At 66.9% G+C, this 14,812-nt stretch carries 12 protein-coding genes and 1 pseudogene; 11 read left to right on the top strand and 2 right to left on the bottom strand.

The window, feature by feature from the left end; all coding sequences use genetic code 11:
• The first annotated feature begins 96 nt into the window (after positions 1–96).
• The 8 genes from STSP_RS24070 (at position 97) to STSP_RS24035 (ending at position 10,569) form a co-directional block, all read left to right on the top strand.
• Entirely contained in the window at positions 97–1,347 is a 1,251-nt protein-coding gene (locus STSP_RS24070; protein ID WP_067281937.1) for an RICIN domain-containing protein, read from the top strand.
• A 276-nt stretch (positions 1,348–1,623) separates the two neighbouring features.
• Positions 1,624–2,247, top strand: a complete 624-nt coding sequence (locus STSP_RS24065) for an NADPH-dependent FMN reductase (protein ID WP_067281934.1) — start codon at positions 1,624–1,626, stop codon at positions 2,245–2,247.
• Between the two features lie 59 nt (positions 2,248–2,306).
• Entirely contained in the window at positions 2,307–3,647 is a 1,341-nt protein-coding gene (locus STSP_RS24060) for a RidA family protein (RefSeq protein WP_198547421.1), read from the top strand.
• A 19-nt stretch (positions 3,648–3,666) separates the two neighbouring features.
• On the top strand, positions 3,667–5,418 hold the full coding sequence (locus STSP_RS24055; RefSeq protein ID WP_067281924.1) for an FAD-dependent oxidoreductase: 1,752 nt from the start codon (positions 3,667–3,669) through the stop codon (positions 5,416–5,418).
• A 32-nt stretch (positions 5,419–5,450) separates the two neighbouring features.
• A complete protein-coding gene (locus STSP_RS24050) occupies positions 5,451–7,040 on the top strand; it encodes an ABC transporter substrate-binding protein (protein ID WP_067282038.1) in 1,590 nt (529 codons plus the stop codon).
• Between the two features lie 43 nt (positions 7,041–7,083).
• A complete protein-coding gene (locus STSP_RS24045; protein ID WP_067281921.1) occupies positions 7,084–8,037 on the top strand; it encodes an ABC transporter permease in 954 nt (317 codons plus the stop codon).
• A gap of 10 nt (positions 8,038–8,047) precedes the next feature.
• Complete coding sequence (locus tag STSP_RS24040) at positions 8,048–8,938, top strand: ABC transporter permease (RefSeq protein WP_067281919.1); 891 nt, start codon at positions 8,048–8,050, stop codon at positions 8,936–8,938.
• Complete coding sequence (locus STSP_RS24035; protein ID WP_067281917.1) at positions 8,935–10,569, top strand: dipeptide ABC transporter ATP-binding protein; 1,635 nt, start codon at positions 8,935–8,937, stop codon at positions 10,567–10,569. Before STSP_RS24040 ends, STSP_RS24035 begins: the two co-directional genes overlap by 4 nt.
• A 530-nt stretch (positions 10,570–11,099) precedes the next feature.
• On the opposite strand, the gene STSP_RS24030 is transcribed toward STSP_RS24035, so the two are convergent.
• Entirely contained in the window at positions 11,100–11,735 is a 636-nt protein-coding gene (locus STSP_RS24030; protein WP_198547420.1) for a GntR family transcriptional regulator, read from the bottom strand.
• Positions 11,736–11,853: 118 nt separating this feature from the next.
• On the opposite strand from STSP_RS24030, the pseudogene STSP_RS40380 reads away from it, so the two are divergent.
• A pseudogene (locus tag STSP_RS40380) lies at positions 11,854–12,206 on the top strand (transposase); the annotation flags it as partial.
• A gap of 26 nt (positions 12,207–12,232) precedes the next feature.
• On the opposite strand, the gene STSP_RS24020 reads toward STSP_RS40380, so the two are convergent.
• Positions 12,233–13,201 (bottom strand): hypothetical protein, encoded by a 969-nt coding sequence (locus STSP_RS24020; RefSeq protein WP_067281909.1) that lies wholly within the window; start codon positions 13,199–13,201, stop codon positions 12,233–12,235.
• Between the two features lie 118 nt (positions 13,202–13,319).
• Here STSP_RS24020 and STSP_RS24015 point away from each other — a divergent pair, with 118 nt between their 5' ends.
• Together STSP_RS24015 and STSP_RS37410 are read left to right on the top strand one after the other, a co-directional pair.
• Positions 13,320–13,796, top strand: coding sequence for a MarR family winged helix-turn-helix transcriptional regulator (locus STSP_RS24015; protein WP_067281908.1), 477 nt, complete (start codon positions 13,320–13,322; stop codon positions 13,794–13,796).
• 556 nt (positions 13,797–14,352) lie between these two features.
• The gene (locus STSP_RS37410) at positions 14,353–14,808 is read left to right on the top strand and encodes an SsgA family sporulation/cell division regulator (protein WP_157902886.1); all 456 of its coding nucleotides are present in this window, start codon (positions 14,353–14,355) and stop codon (positions 14,806–14,808) included.
• Positions 14,809–14,812 lie beyond the last annotated feature (4 nt).

Raw genomic sequence — 14,812 nt, 5'->3', positions numbered from 1 at the left:
ACGTGAGACGAGCACTAAAGGCTGCGTCCATCAGCAGGTGGGATCCGTTGCTCGGTTCGCCGCCGAACCCGACCTCACCCAAGAGAAGGAGTCTCGATGTTCAGGTTCTGGCTCATTGGTGCCGCCGTCCTCGTGCTTGGTTCGCAGGCGTACGCTGCCGGCGCTGTCACGCCTGACCGGAGCAGTAGGGACGGCGTTGTCTCGGATCGAACCGCAGCCACCTCAGTGCAAAGCAGCCGGGGCCCGTCGGATGAGGTGCTCTTGCGCTTGAAGGCCAAACTCGGAGAACCACGTCACTATTGCGTTGACATCCCCGGCTATCCGTCGTCTCGAGACATCGCGAACCATCGCGAGGCGCAATGGGCGCTTGAAGCGCATACATGCAAGGTCGGCGTTCCGAACCAAGACGCGGCCATTCTCGACCAGGTGATTTCCCGTAGCGGCCTGGCCGACGGAGAGATTCGCTTCTCGAGGACTGCCGCCTGTGTGGACGTCACGTTCCTGGGCAACGGCTTCCTCCGAGAGGACGCCCCCATGGTCGTCAACGACTGTTCGGATGCGGCCAGTCAAGACATCATGTTCGGGGACGATGGAAGGATCCGGCCCCGCAATGCTCCCGACAAGTGTCTGACGATCGGAACCCGGGCGCTGGAAGCGGGAGACCGTGCCTCGGGCGAGCACTGGTACCGGCGTCCCCTGACGTTCAGCACGTGTGACGATTCGTCGCCGCGTCAGCTCTGGGAGACGTGGCGGGTTCCGGTCGAGGCGAGGCCCTACCGGCCGGCCGAAGACCGCCAGGCACCCAGTGCGGAGCAGCAGGAATGGGCGGTCGCTCCCATGCCAGGGGACTCAGGCGGCGACGAGGTTCTCATCCAACTGGCGGCCGAGCTCGGGGAGCCAAGGCACTACTGCGTCGACATCCCCGGCTACCCGGCCACACTCGACATCCATCAGCACCGCGAGGCCCTATGGGCGCTGGAAGCCCACACGTGCAAGACCGGGATACCGAACGAGGATGCGGCACTGCTGGATCAAGCCATCTCGAGGAACGGCATCGCAGCAGGCGAGATCCGGTTTACCCGGCTCGGCGCATGCCTGGAGGTGAGCTTCTACCGCGACGGCATCGTGCGCGAGGACTCTCCGATGGTCGTCAACGATTGCTCCTCGGAGCCGAAGCAGGACATGATCTTCGGCACCGATGGACGCATTCGGCCGGCGCTGGACCCGACCAAGTGTCTGACGGTCCACGGGGAGGCGTTCGAGGCCGGTGACCGTTCTCCCGGGGAGCCGTGGTTCCGCCGTCCGATGACGTTCACGACCTGCGCTCCAGCGCGCGGGCTCTCCTGAGGCCTGGCAGATGACCAGGCCACATGGGATCCCGACCGGTGCTCGTCCGGGGCTGGGGTTGGTGACGAAAGACAAGGCCCCCGCCCCGCACACGCCGGGCTTGCAGTGGTGTCCTCACGGTGAGCCCCGTCAGGTGGGCAGGAGCGCGGAGACGATCACCGGCTCCACATGCCTGATCCAGGACTTCGGCAAGGTAATCAAGCCCTCGCCAGGTGAGTCGACCGTGACCGGAACGACGACGCGACGTGGGGCTTTCCACGAGGAGGTGCGACGGTGATGAGGGTTCTCGGCATCTCCGGCTCATTGCGGGCCGGCTCGTACAACAGCCTGATCTTGAACAGCCTGCCTCAGCTGGCCCCGGAAGGGATGAAGATTGAGAACTACGACGGTCTCTCCTCCCTCCCGCCCTACAACGAGGACCTGGACACCTCGACGCCACCCGACGAGGTGGCGCGGCTGCGTGCGGCAGTCCAGTCGGCCGATGGTCTGGTCTGGGTCATACCGGAGTTCAACCACTCGGTTCCCGGGGTTGTGAAGAATGCGATCGACTGGCTCTCGCATCCGATTTCGCGGGCGGTCCTGCGCGGTGCGACGTCCGCCGTGATCGTCGCGACCCGGGGTCGGGGCGGATTCAGGGGAATGGCGGACCTGGCACGGATCCTGCGGGACCTCGGTGGGTTCGTGGTTCCCGCGCCCGAGGTCTGCGTCCAGTTCGTCGATACGCGGATCAGTACGACGGAGGCCGGCGACATCCGCTATGCCGACCCGATGACCGAGGGCCTGATCAAGGTGCTCCTTGCTTCGCTTGCCCGCGCCGCCGATGCAGGCCTCGGCGAGCACGCGGGTCGGGCATGGCTCGACACCTTGCATTACCTGCAGGGACAGGGAGGTGCCAGGTGACCTCGGGGAGGGGTGAGACGCCGGGATGTGGCACCCGCCGCGTCATCGTGCCTTCGGAGGTGCCGGTGCTGCCGGGCAGCAGCGCGGCGGTCGCCGCTGGGGGGTTGGTGTTCACCGGCTCGATGCTCCCGATGGACGCGGACCATCGGCTGCATCCCGCTGCGGTCGTCGATTCCGATGCCGTGCCTGGATCTGACCCGCTGGAGCTGCAATCCGAGGTCCTGCTCGGCCATCTGCGCGAGACGCTCGCCGCGGCAGGATGCAACGTCGGCACCGACGTCGTCCGCATCTACCAATGGGCGCCTGCCCGCTACGACGCGAAGCTGGACGTGCTCAGCGACGGAGTCTGGCCGCGGTTTCATCCGGCCGACGGCTACGTCCGGGCGGCGTCACAGGTGCTGGACGGTGTGCGAACCTCCACCGGGATCGGGGTACGGCAATTGCCGGTAGCCGACGCCTTGTTCGCGGTCGAGGTGGTAGCGGTCCAGCCACAGCCCGGCGTCGTCAAACAGGGGTACGCCGAAGGAGACTCAGAGCGAGTCCTGCCCTTCGTCAGCACGGTGGGCGCCGGCGACTGGGTCACGCTGTCGGCCGGCCCGAGCGACTTCCAGGGCGACTGGATGTCCTCAGTGTCGATGGGAGAGCCGAGCTTCCTCGCACCACAGGCCCGCCCCAACCCCTACATCTGGCTCGGGTCCGAAATCGAGGCACAGACGGAGTACACCCTCCAGCGCCTGGCCAGAGCAGCCGAGTCCGCGGGAACGAGCCTGGACCGGTGCGTCCACGCGGACGTGACACTTGCTCACGCCAGCGACTTTGCAGGCTTTGAGCGGGTGTGGCGCCGTTGGTTTCCCCACCGGCCGCCCGCGCGGAATCTGGCCACCGGCGCACGATTGGTGATCAAGGGAGGCCGTGTCGAGGTGGGGGCGACCTGCCTGACGCGTGACGCCAAGATCGAACCGGTCCGGACCGAGGGGACCCTCCCCCCACACGGGCACGCGCCAGATGGCGTTCGCGCAGGCGAGCTGCTGTTCATATCGACACGCATGCCCATCGATGCTTCCGGGCGTGTGCCGCCTCGAATGCGACCCGACCCCGCACGGTCAAGGTTCAACCGCGCGCCCGCACGCGACCAGGTCCGGCAGGTGCTCGACGAACTCGCTGTCGTCTGCGCGGCGGCCGGTACCTCGCTCAGACACGTGTGCAAGGTCCAGGCATTTCTCAGTGACCTGGAGCATCTGCCGGAGTTCCTCGATTGCTGGCGGGAGGCCTTCCCGGAACGACCCCCTGCGCTGGCCGTGATGGGGATGGGCGGCGCCCCATCACTTCTCGCACCCCACGCGATCGTGATGGCCGGAGCAATCGCCTGGGTGCCGGCGACCAACTCGGACCACGACTGACAAGGACAGGGCAGCAACGATGCAGGAGACATACGACGTCGTCGTGATCGGTGCCGGCCCGGTCGGCCTGGCCACGGCGCTGCAACTCGGTCGGCGGGGTGTCGCCACCCTCCTTGTGGAGCGCCGCGACACGTTGTCGCACCATCCCAAGGCAGGCGGGATCCACGCCCGGACCATGGAGATATTCCGGCAGTGGGGGGTAGCCGACGCCATTCGAGAGGCCGGTCGCGGCGTCTTGCCGCCCTCCGCGAGCGGCCCGACGGGGTTCGGCTGGATGACGCGCCTGTCCGGGACCGAGATCGGCAGGATCTCCTTCGGTGCCTCTGCGGAGGACCGCGTGCGCTTCGCACGTCACTCACCCGAGTTTGCCTGTGGCTGCGGGCAGGACCTCTACGAGCCCATTCTGCTGGCCGAGGTACACAACCACCCCGCCGTGACGGTCCGATTCGGCTTGCGTGCCACCGTCGTCGAGCAAGACGACGTGAGCGTGCTGGTGGCGCTCGACGACCCCGGAGCGGACACCCGCATCGGCACCGTCAAAGCACGCTACGTCGTGGCATGCGACGGCGTGCGCAGCCCGACCCGCCGGACGCTGGGGATCGGGGAGCAGGGCGAGCCGGCATTCGGCAACTCGATCAACGTCCGGTTCCGGGCCGATCTCGAGCGGCACCGCGGCGGCCGGCGCTACGGCCTCTTCTGGGTGATCAACCCGGAAACCCAGGGGGCGTTCGGCTGGCGCCGCCGGCAGAACGAGTGGACCTACAACTTCGAGGCGGCACCGGGCGAGGATCCGGCCACCTACACCGCCGAGCGATGCGTCGAGATCGTGCGTCAGGGAATAGGCGATCCCGACATCGAGGTCGACATCGTCAGCATCCTCCACTGGAAACACGACCAGGCCGTCAGCGACAGCTGGCGCGCCGGTCGCGTCCTCCTCGCCGGTGACTCGGCCCACCGCTTCCCCCCGCATGGCGGGTTCGGGATGAACTCCGGTGTACAGGACAGCGTCAACCTGGTCTGGAAACTCCAACTCGTGCTGCAGGGCCTCGCCGATAAGTCTCTGCTGGACAGCTACCAGGAGGAACGCAAGCCCGTGGCGCTGTTCAACGGGGAACAGTGCCTGCTCAACACCAAGCGGATGGAGGAAACCGGCTGGCTGCTGCCCGACGCCACCAGCATCGCCCAGATCGAGGACCCGGGCCCGGCCGGACAGGCAGTACGCGACCGGATCGCTGCCGCGATCCCGCGGCAACGAGAGCAGTTCTACTCCCACGGCCAGCAGTTCGGCACGATCTACGCTTCGCGCGCTGTCATCGACGATGGAACCGAGCCCGAGTTGTCGACGATCAGCGAGTACCGGATGACCGGACAACCGGGTGCGCGTGCGCCGCATCTTTGGCTCAGGGCAGCCGACGGCAGCGAGATCTCGACGATCGACCTGTTCTACGACGGCTTCGTCCTGCTCCACCGCGGAGACCGCCAGGAGTGGAGTGCCGCCGCGCGTGCGGTCACCCGAGCCACCGGCGTGCTGATCGACGGGCACGCCATCGGCCCCGGCGGGCAATGGTTCGAGCGCAACGATCAACCCCGCTTCACGGATCTCTATGGCATCGAGACCAGCGGCGCAGTGCTCGTACGCCCCGACGGCCACGTCGGCTTCCGATCGGTCAAGGGCGAACCCGATCCCACCGTCGCGCTGGCCGATGCTGTGCGTCGCCTGCTCGGCAAGCACTCAAGACAGGCACCTAGTCCAATCAGGAGGAAGGCGTGAACGGACGACGACATCGCTCCGAGGCGCGGATCATGGCGCGCATCGCAGTGCTCACCAGCGTGGCAGTCTTGGCGAGCGGCTGCTGGGCCGCCCCTCCCCCGCAGTCGTCGAATGCCACAGGCGAGCGTCCGCCTGCGGGCGGTCCCCAGCGCGGCGGTTCCCTCCGCATCGCGCTCGACCTCGACCCCGGCTGCCTCGACCCGGCGGTGCCGAGTTTCGTCCCCAGCATCACTCGCAACATCGCCGACTCTCTGACCGACCAAGACCCGGACACCGGCAAGATCGTGCCATGGCTCGCTACGTCGTGGACGGTGAACAAGAACGCGACGGCGTTCACCTTCACCCTCCGCACAGACGTGACCTTCAGCGACGGCACTCGCTTCGACGCCGACGTGGTCAAACGCAACTTCGATGTCGCCTCCGAACTGGGGGCACAGCTTCCGGCCGCTGCGACCGCGCTCGCCGGCTACTCCGGCACGACGGTGCATAACGACAAGAAGCTCACCGTGCGCTTCAACCAGCCCAATATCGGGTTCCTGCAGGCAAGCTCCTCGCGCGCCTTGGCGATCCTTGGGCCTGCGACCCTGGAGAAGTCGCCCCAGCAGCGATGCCAGGGCGAGCTGATCGGCACCGGCCCGTTCGTACTGAAGTCCTACGTCCCCGACCGGGGGGCGACACTCGTGCGGCGAAAAGGCCACACCTGGGGGTCGGCCGCGCGCGCCAATCGCGGGGCGGCCTACCTTGACCGCATCGAATACCAGGTCATCGCTGAGGCCGGAGTCCGGTCAGGATCCCTCACCTCCGGCCAGGTCGACATCATCGACGTCGCCCCCCAGGACGAGGCCCGGTTCGAGACCGGCGACACCTACCTCGCCTCACACGTCCAAGCCGGTGTCGTGTCCACTTTCCACATCAACCACGACCACCCCATCCTGCGTGAGAAGGCCGTCCGCCGCGCGATGCTGATCGGAATCAACCGCAAACAGATCGTCGACACGGTATTCACCCCCCGGCATCCTGTCGCAACCAGTGTGCTGTCTCACACGCAGCCCGAGTACCTCGACCTGAGCGCCGCGCTGCGGTTCGACCCCGACAGCGCGAACGCACTGCTGGACAAGGCCGGATGGGTACGCGGCCCCGACGGGATCCGCGAACGTGCCGGGCAGCGCCTCGAACTGGACATCATCCTCCGTGGCATGGCGCCGGTTGCCGAGCTGGCGCAACAGCAGCTGCGCCGCATCGGGATCGACCTGTCGATCCGGCAGCTGACCTCGGCGGAATACCGAGAAGCCGAAGACAACGGTCGATTCGCCCTGTCGTTCTCACAGCAGTCCCGCCCCGACCCCGACATTCTCCGCGCCATGTACTCCAGCCGCGACATCAACCCGTACGGCGTGGCGCCGAGCAAGCTTGACGACATCCTCGAGGCGCAAGCTGCCGAGTCCGACCCGCAGGCCCGCACCACCCTCGTTCACAAGGCGCAGCGCTACCTCATCGAACAGGCCTACACGATCCCCCTCTACGAGGGCGTTCAGGTCCACGCCGCCTCCACGCGGGTGAACGGACTGATCTACGACATGTCCAGCACACACATCTTCACGGAGACCTGGTTGTCGTCGTGAGCCGACGATACGGGCCGGATCAGATGGAGGGGAGCGAACCGACGTGATCTGGTATCTCTTGCAGCGAGTGCTGCAGGCTGTGTTCGTCGTGTGGGCCGCCTACACCCTGACCTTCACTGTTCTCTTCATGCTTCCCAGCGACCCAGTGGCGATCATGTTGGGGACCGCGAGCGGTGGCGAAACCACGGGAATCGATCCAGCCCAGATCGCCGCGCTCCGCGCCGAGTACGGGTTCGACCAGCCTGTCATCGTGCAGTACCTCACCATGCTCGGGGACGCGCTGCGGGGCGATTTCGGCCAGTCGATCCTCACCGGTGCAAGGGTCGCGGAGCGGATCGCGACCGAACTGCCGCACACACTGGCCCTTGGAGGACTCGCCCTGGTCCTCGCCGTCACGCTCGGGTTCACGGTGGGCATGCTGTCCATCTACCCACGCAAGCGGGTCGTCCGCTCGGCCCTGACCGCGCTGCCACCGCTCGGAATCGCGGTCCCCAGTTTCTGGCTCGGTATTCTGCTCATCCAGCAGGTGTCGTTCGGATGGGGGCTGCTGCCCGCAACCGGGAACGAAGGCTTCGCAAGCCTCGTCCTTCCCGCGCTCACGATGGCCGTACCCACCGGCGCCATCCTCGCGCAGGTCTTCGCCGCAAGCCTACGAGTGACGCTCGCCGAGCCATACATCGACGTCGTGCGTGCGAAGGGCGCCAGTCGCGCACGCATCTTCTACGGTCACGCCATCCGCAACGCCACCTTGCCCACGATGACGCTGGTCGGCCTGCTGGTCGGCAACCTCGTCGGCGGCGCGGCCATCGCCGAGACCATCTTCGGCCGATCCGGAATCGGCCGGCTCACGGTACAGGCGGTGAGCAACCAGGACATCCCGATGGTGCAGGGAGTCGTGATGCTGGCAGCGGTGACCACGGTGACAGTCACCTTGCTGGTCGACCTGATCTACCCACTCATCGATCCCCGGGTGCGAACACGCGCGGCAGCGCAATGAGGAGGGCAGCATGTCGAAGTTGACCACCGCGGCACAGGACGCCACCCCGTCAGCCGACCCAGCCCCCGGGGCCCCACGACCCTACCGGTTCCCCAAGCCGGTTCGCAGAGCGTCGACGGCACTCGCGACGGTCGTACTCGTCATGATCCTGGGCTGGGCCTTCTTGCCCGAGATGTTCGCAACCCATGACCCGGTCGCCGGTGTGCCCACCGAAAAGCTCCAACCGCCGGGCGAAGAGCACTGGTTCGGCACCGACAACCTGGGCCGGGACATCTACTCGCGCGTGGTCCACGGCTCCGCCCTCTCCCTGCAGGCCGCACTCATCGCCGTGCTCGTAGCCTCCACCGCCGGCTCGCTGATCGGCTTGCTCGCCGGCTATCTCCGCGGCTGGGTCGACGACGTGCTGATGCGGATGGTCGATGTCGCCATCGCCGTTCCGGGTATGGTCCTCTCGCTCGCGATCGTCACGGCACTCGGGTTCGGAACCGTGAACGTCGCCGTCGCCGTGGGACTGGCCGGCGTCACGACATTCGCAAGGGTGATGCGGGCGGAGGTACTGAGAGTCACCACGGCGCAGTATGTGGAGGCGGCTGTCGTCTGCGGTGTCCGCCGGTGGGCCGTATTGGCCCGCCACGTCCTGCCCAATGCTCTCGGACCGGTCGTCGTGCTCGCCGCCTTGGAGTTCGGCACCGCGATCCTGTCCGTCTCGGCGCTGAGCTTTCTCGGCTTCGGTGCCGCGCCACCCACGCCCGAGTGGGGAAACATCATCTCCGAGGGCCGCAACTACCTCGCCACGGCTGGCTGGATGACCACCCTTCCGGGCGCCATCGTGGTGGTTGTCGTCCTTGCCGCCAACCGCTTCGCACGCATCCTCGAGCGCCCCGTAAGGAGCGAGCAATGACCCGCCCGCCCAACCGCGAGCCAGTACTGCGCGTGCGCGACCTGACCGTCACCTACCACGGCATCGACAGTCCCATCACTGCAGTGCGCGGCGTCGACCTCGACATCATGCCGGGGGAGGTAGTCGCTCTGGTCGGCGAGTCAGGATCGGGCAAGAGCAGTACGGCACATGCGGTGGTCGGCCTGCTTCCGCCAGGCAGCAGAATGACCGGATCGATTCGCGTCGACGGCGTCGAGATGAGCACGCTGTCCCAAGCGCGGCTGTGTGACATCCGCGGGCGGGTGATCGGCTTCGTCCCGCAGGACCCTTCCCTGTCGCTCGACCCGACGAAGCGCGTGGGTGACCAGGTCGCTGAGGTGCTGCGTATCCACGATGCCACGTCCCAACGCGCGGCCCGCAGTCGCGCCGTCGACCTGCTGGAGGCCGCGGGACTGCCGGATCCCGCTGTCCGTGCCAAGCAGTACCCGCACGAACTGTCCGGCGGCATGCGTCAACGCGTCCTCATCGCGGCAGCACTTGCCTGCCGGCCCGCGCTCGTCATCGCGGACGAGCCGACCAGCGCCCTCGATGTGACCGTTCAGGCCCAGATCTTGGACAGCCTCGACCAGCTCACTCGCGACATGGGCACAGCGGTACTGCTCGTCACCCACGACCTCGGCGTTGCAGCGGACCGAGCTCGACGCGTCGTCGTCATGTCCACGGGCCGGATCGTCGAGCACGGCACACCGCAGACAGTTCTACGCTCCCCGGCACACTCGTACACGCAGCGGCTCATCGCCAGCATTCCCACGCTGGGCACCGCCATGGCGCGAGGCCGGCCAGAACCACGCGAGGCCACCCCACTGCTCGTGGCACATCGCCTGGTCAAGGAATACCGCCACCCCGGGCGCAGCGGCCGACGGCGGTCACGATTCCGCGCAGTCGACGACGTGAGTTTCACCATCGGGAAGGGCGAAACGTTCGCGATCGTGGGCGAGTCCGGATCGGGGAAATCGACCACCGCACGGCTCATCACTCGATTGACGTCTGCCACGGCAGGCGACCTGACTCTCGGGGGGATTGACCTCGCACGCACCAAGGGGGAGGCACTGCGGCAGATGCGCAAACGAATCCAGCTCGTGCATCAGAATCCAGACGCGTCCCTGGACCCGCGCATGACGGTGGAAGCCATCGTTGAGGAACCCATGTGGGCCTTCGGCGTCGGCACCGCACCGCTGCGCAGAGCCCGCGCAGCCGATCTCGTCGACCAGGTCGCCCTGCCGAGATCGGTGTTGCAGCGGCGGGCCCGAGAGCTCTCCGGTGGGCAACGACAACGGGTGGCAATCGCCCGTGCCCTGGCACTCCAGCCCGAGCTTCTTGTGTGCGACGAGCCGGTCTCGGCACTCGATGTCACAGTCCAGGCGCAGATTCTCGACCTCTTGACGGGTCTCCAGGCCGAGCTCGGGCTGAGCTACCTGTTCATCTCCCACGACCTCGCCGTCGTCGGGCAGATATCGGACCGGGTGGCAGTGATGCGCAACGGCAGAATCCTCGAGCTCGGAACCACCGAAGAGATCTTCTCCGCACCCCAATCGGCCTACACCCGACAACTGCTGGATGCGATCCCCGGAAGAGGCGTCTTCTCAGCCTGACCGCCGCCGGTCAGGATCACACAGACGATGTTGCTCAACCCCTCCGGGCGAGTTCCTGCATGCGAGATCGGCTCAGCCCGTCCTAGCGGTGATGTGTTGACTTCGGGCTGAGCCTGGCGGTAGGTGGATGGGCAGCAGGTGGTGGTGACTGTCCGGCCGTTTCCGCCTGCGCCGGCCGCTGGAGGGAGCTGCGGTCCGGTTCGACAACCTGTTCTCCTCGTGCGCCCGAGCGGCGAACAGCGTGGCGGTGCCCGCGCGCACTGTCGTGGTTGTCCGTCCGTGTGGAGCCGGCCTGCGGACATGGCGCGGACCTGTGGCCCCGGCCCTGCCGGATCCTCGCTGCGGGCCTCCCCGTTCCTTCGCCCAGCTCACGGAAACCATCGGTCCTGCCTTCCGCCGCGGGGGCCTGGCTCACCTGCACCTGTTCACGCCAGCACGGCCAAAGGCGCGTCAGCCCCAAGCTGGAGCGGCAGGAAGGCGAGACCCAGACGGCACTCCGGACGACCGCACCACCACGGGGGGCGTCCCCTTTAGACCCCCGCGAAGCCGTTGACCAACGTCCGCGCGACTTCGCTGAGATGCGAGTGCATGAGTTCTTGGACAGCCTCGCAGTCGCGGGCGCGTAGGGCATCGATGACGTGCCGGTGCGCTTCAAGCTCCTCCTCGGAGGTGATGTGGTCCTCGACGTTGGGGAGCAGGTAGTGCAGTCGGCGTACCTCGTCGATGAGGTCTTCCAGGATCCTTCGGGTACGTGCGCTTCCGGTGACGTCGGCGAGGGCGAGATGGAACAGGCGTGCTGCGCCCAGCGCCGCCTCCAGATCTGTACCTGCGTCCACCTGCTGGGAGACCAGGCGCTCGAGTCGGTCGAGCTGTTCGGGTGTGGCGACCTTGGCTGCCTCGGCGGCCAGCGCAGGCTCGAACATGCGGCGGATCGCGAAAATGTCCCGCACATCGCTCAGCTCCACGGGACGCACGAGGTAGCCCTTGCGGGGCAGAACGATCACCCAACCGGTGTAGGCGAGGAGGCGGAGCGCTTCGCGCACCGGCGTCTTGCTGACGCCGAACTCCGCCGCAAGATCCGCCTCGTACATCACCACGCCAGGTGGCCTCTCCACCCGCAAGATCTGGTCTTTGAGCCGTTCATACACGCCATCTGTGAGCGACACTGCACGCCTCCTTGGTGCAAATATGTCACAGAAACTCTTAAGACATGTGAAGCATGTATCAGCGTGACTGTCCATCACAGAGGGGGTAGTGGGAGCTGGGCATGACACTCAGAGAGAGAGACCCAGCTTTCGGTATGTGGCGCGGCAGGAAGAGGACAAGGTCGCCAAAGTCCTCAAGCCCGTCTGCACCGCCTATGGGCCGAGTTGGTGCCCTTCCTCTCCTTCGACGTCGAGATCCGCAGGGTGATCTGCAGCGCGTACGCGATCGCGTCAACGCCCGTATCCGCAAAGCCGTCCGCGCCCGAGGCCGCTTTCCGAACGAGACCGTGGCGCTCAAGTGCGTCTACATGACGCCGATGCACCTCGACCCGACTGGCAAAGGGCAGCCGCGGCTGGACCATCCGCTGGACGGCGCCGCTGAACGCCTTGCAGATCGCCTTCGAAGGCCGGGTCACCCCTGTCTCCACGTGACCCACCTCGACAACGAAGATCAACCGTTAAGTTGACGCACGCCGGCGCGCGGCGAAGGTGAACAAGGTGGCCGCTGCGGCGATCCAGCCCAGCAGGGTGATCAACGGCCGGACGGTGTCGTGTCCGCCGAAATACGCGGATGACCGCACCAGGTCGATGAACTGGCCGAAGGGCAGCATCTGGTGCAGCGCCCCCAGGGCGGCCGGGAGCATGTCCGGCGGCACACTGCCGCCCGCCGTGGGGATGCCGAGGATGAGCACGAAGGTCATGGCCACCGGCATGAAGTGGTGCTTGGCCAGCAGGGCGACTGCCGTGGTCAGCCAGCCGATCGCCTGAGTCAGCAGGAAGGCGTGGACGATCAGGACGGGCTTGGCGGGCACGACGTCCATCGATACCGCCACCGCGTAGACGGATACCGACGCGAACGCGCCTGTGGCGGCGATCGCTGCGGCCTTCTTGCCGGCTGTCCACGTGACCGCCTGGAGCAGCACGATGGACGTGATCATTCCGACCAGCAGCAGCGGCATGGCGTAGAAGAACAGACCGACTCCGCTGACGTCGCCTCTCGCTGCGGGTACCAGGTCCACGCTCGTTGCCGGGGCGCCGCTGACCTGCTGGGCGGCTTCCCGGCCGATGACCTCCTTCAGGTAGTCGGCCCGGATTGCGCTGGAGGCCGAGGCGAGGAGCAGTTCGGGGTCCTGCGGGTCTCCCGCGACGTAGGCGCCGGCGAGCTCGCCCTGGCGGACCAGGTGCTCGGCTTCCTGCCGGTCGGGCAGCCGCCGGATCTCGACACCGTTTCCGGCCACCTGTCGTACGGCCTTCTCGACCGCCGTGACCTGGGCGCCTGTGCCGGTCACGCCGAGTTTCATGTCATGCGGAGCGGGGCTGGCGAAGGCCCCGAGGAACATGACGGCGAAGGCGGCGGCGAAGAAGACGGGGAACCACAGGACTGCGGCGAAGCTCTTGCCCGTGGGACGGCCCGGGGATCCAGACATGTCTGTCTCCTGCTGATCGAGAAGGCCCCGATGCGCCGAGACCCTGAGTTGATACGTCAAGTCGCTACCGTAAGCGCACCGATTTGACACGTCAAGTCGCATAGGAGACAGTGGTGCCATGGGCCACCCCGACAGCTGCCTCAGCCCGCACGAGCGCGACCTCTGGCGCGGTTTCCTGGCCTGGAGCGAGCATGTCACCGCCTCTGTCGCGCGCGCCCTGACCGAGCAAAGCGGCCTGTCCGTACCCGAGTTCGAGATCCTCGTGCGGCTCTGGGAAGCCCCCGGGCACAGTCTCGGGCAGCAGACTCTGGGCGATTCGCTCTCCTGGACAGCCTCCCGGCTCTCCCACCAGCTCAGCCGCATGGACAAACGCGCACTACTCAGCCGGGAAAGTGCGGGCAGCGGGCGGTACATGACCATCCGCCTCACTCCCGCGGGAGCCGAGGCCGCCCGCCGTGCGCTCCACGTCCACGCAGAGGCGGTGCGCGCCTTCTTCCTCGCCCCGCTCGGCGACACCCAGCGCGGCACGCTGGCGGCCCTGCTTGCTTCCGCCACCCCGGCGGACGGACACACCGCCCAGTCCGCGCGGCAGTAGAGTCGGGGCGCCCTTGGCGCTTCCTGATTGACAGAGTCGTGCGCATGCGAAACCGCGACCGCGCCGATGCGGCGAGAGGCGTCTCGAAAAAGCGCTGACACAGCTACTCACACGTGGTAACGACACGTGTGAGTAGCGGCAAAGGCAAGCGCGGACCGGCGCGCAGGCAAGGGACGGACGGGGGCTTCTTGATGAGGAGTGGCACACGCGGGGCAGGGTGACGAGCGCCTGAGTGGCCCGTGCGGCCGGAGTCTCCCGTACCGCCTCTCAGCAGCCATTCCCGCCCACCTGTGACGCCGACCGCTGTCATTTGACAGATGTCTCGCGGCCTCGGGCACCGGAAACTCAGGCGTGCCGACCACCCGATGTGCGGGCGCTGGTCGGTCACACACCGATGTAACCGGAGCCAGCCATGCCCTACGTCCGAATCAGCATGGACAATCGTGCAGATATCTCCATATACGTCCGCACTTATGGCCAGGGCCAGCCGTGCCCTGCCCCTCCACGCGACCGCGTACGGGCCCCGTACAAGAAATCGCACCAGAGAGTCGAACTCATGATGGAGAACCTGCCTGGTCCCTGGCCCCCCGGGCCGAATCCGAATGGGGTGGCCCCTCTGTCACTGCAGATCTTCCGGATCGTTTGGGACTCCCAACGGATCCCGCTCCCAGCCGAGTTCCATTTCGATCCCAATGATCCTCTTATCGTCTCGGTCACCTTCCGCCCGAAAATCGGGCCTCCCGTCACCTGGAAGATCGGCCGTGACCTTCTCCACGACGGCCTGCTGGCGCCGACGGGGACCGGAGACGTGCGGATCTGGCCGAGGATCAGCAAAGGGCGGCCGATGCTGCGCCTGCGCCTGGAGCGCTGCGGCATGCGGGTGCTGTTCGAACTGGACCTGCACCCGGTGGAGGACTGGCTTTTCGAGACCTACGACCTGATCCCGCCCGGCGAGGAACTCACCGGTCTCGACTGGGACGCGCTGGTGGCCAACCCACTCGAGGACCACTGACCGC

Source organism: Streptomyces jeddahensis (assembly GCF_001642995.1).
Classification (GTDB): Bacteria; Actinomycetota; Actinomycetes; order Streptomycetales; family Streptomycetaceae; genus Streptomyces; species Streptomyces jeddahensis.
Note: the sequence above shows the minus strand (reverse complement) of the source record. Positions and strands in the feature narration are given on the sequence as shown.

What these genes read in the sequence shown, in the direction of transcription:
- STSP_RS24070 (WP_067281937.1), top strand. Translation starts at nt 97, where the DNA reads ATGTTCAGGTTCTGGCTCATTGGTGCCGCCGTCCTCGTGCTTGGTTCG.
- STSP_RS24065 (WP_067281934.1), top strand. Translation starts at nt 1,624, where the DNA reads ATGAGGGTTCTCGGCATCTCCGGCTCATTGCGGGCCGGCTCGTACAAC.
- STSP_RS24055 (WP_067281924.1), top strand. Translation starts at nt 3,667, where the DNA reads ATGCAGGAGACATACGACGTCGTCGTGATCGGTGCCGGCCCGGTCGGC.
- STSP_RS24050 (WP_067282038.1), top strand. Translation starts at nt 5,451, where the DNA reads ATGGCGCGCATCGCAGTGCTCACCAGCGTGGCAGTCTTGGCGAGCGGC.
- STSP_RS24040 (WP_067281919.1), top strand. Translation starts at nt 8,048, where the DNA reads ATGTCGAAGTTGACCACCGCGGCACAGGACGCCACCCCGTCAGCCGAC.
- STSP_RS24035 (WP_067281917.1), top strand. Translation starts at nt 8,935, where the DNA reads ATGACCCGCCCGCCCAACCGCGAGCCAGTACTGCGCGTGCGCGACCTG.
- STSP_RS24020 (WP_067281909.1), bottom strand. Translation starts at nt 13,201, where the DNA reads ATGTCTGGATCCCCGGGCCGTCCCACGGGCAAGAGCTTCGCCGCAGTC.
- STSP_RS24015 (WP_067281908.1), top strand. Translation starts at nt 13,320, where the DNA reads ATGGGCCACCCCGACAGCTGCCTCAGCCCGCACGAGCGCGACCTCTGG.
- STSP_RS37410 (WP_157902886.1), top strand. Translation starts at nt 14,353, where the DNA reads ATGATGGAGAACCTGCCTGGTCCCTGGCCCCCCGGGCCGAATCCGAAT.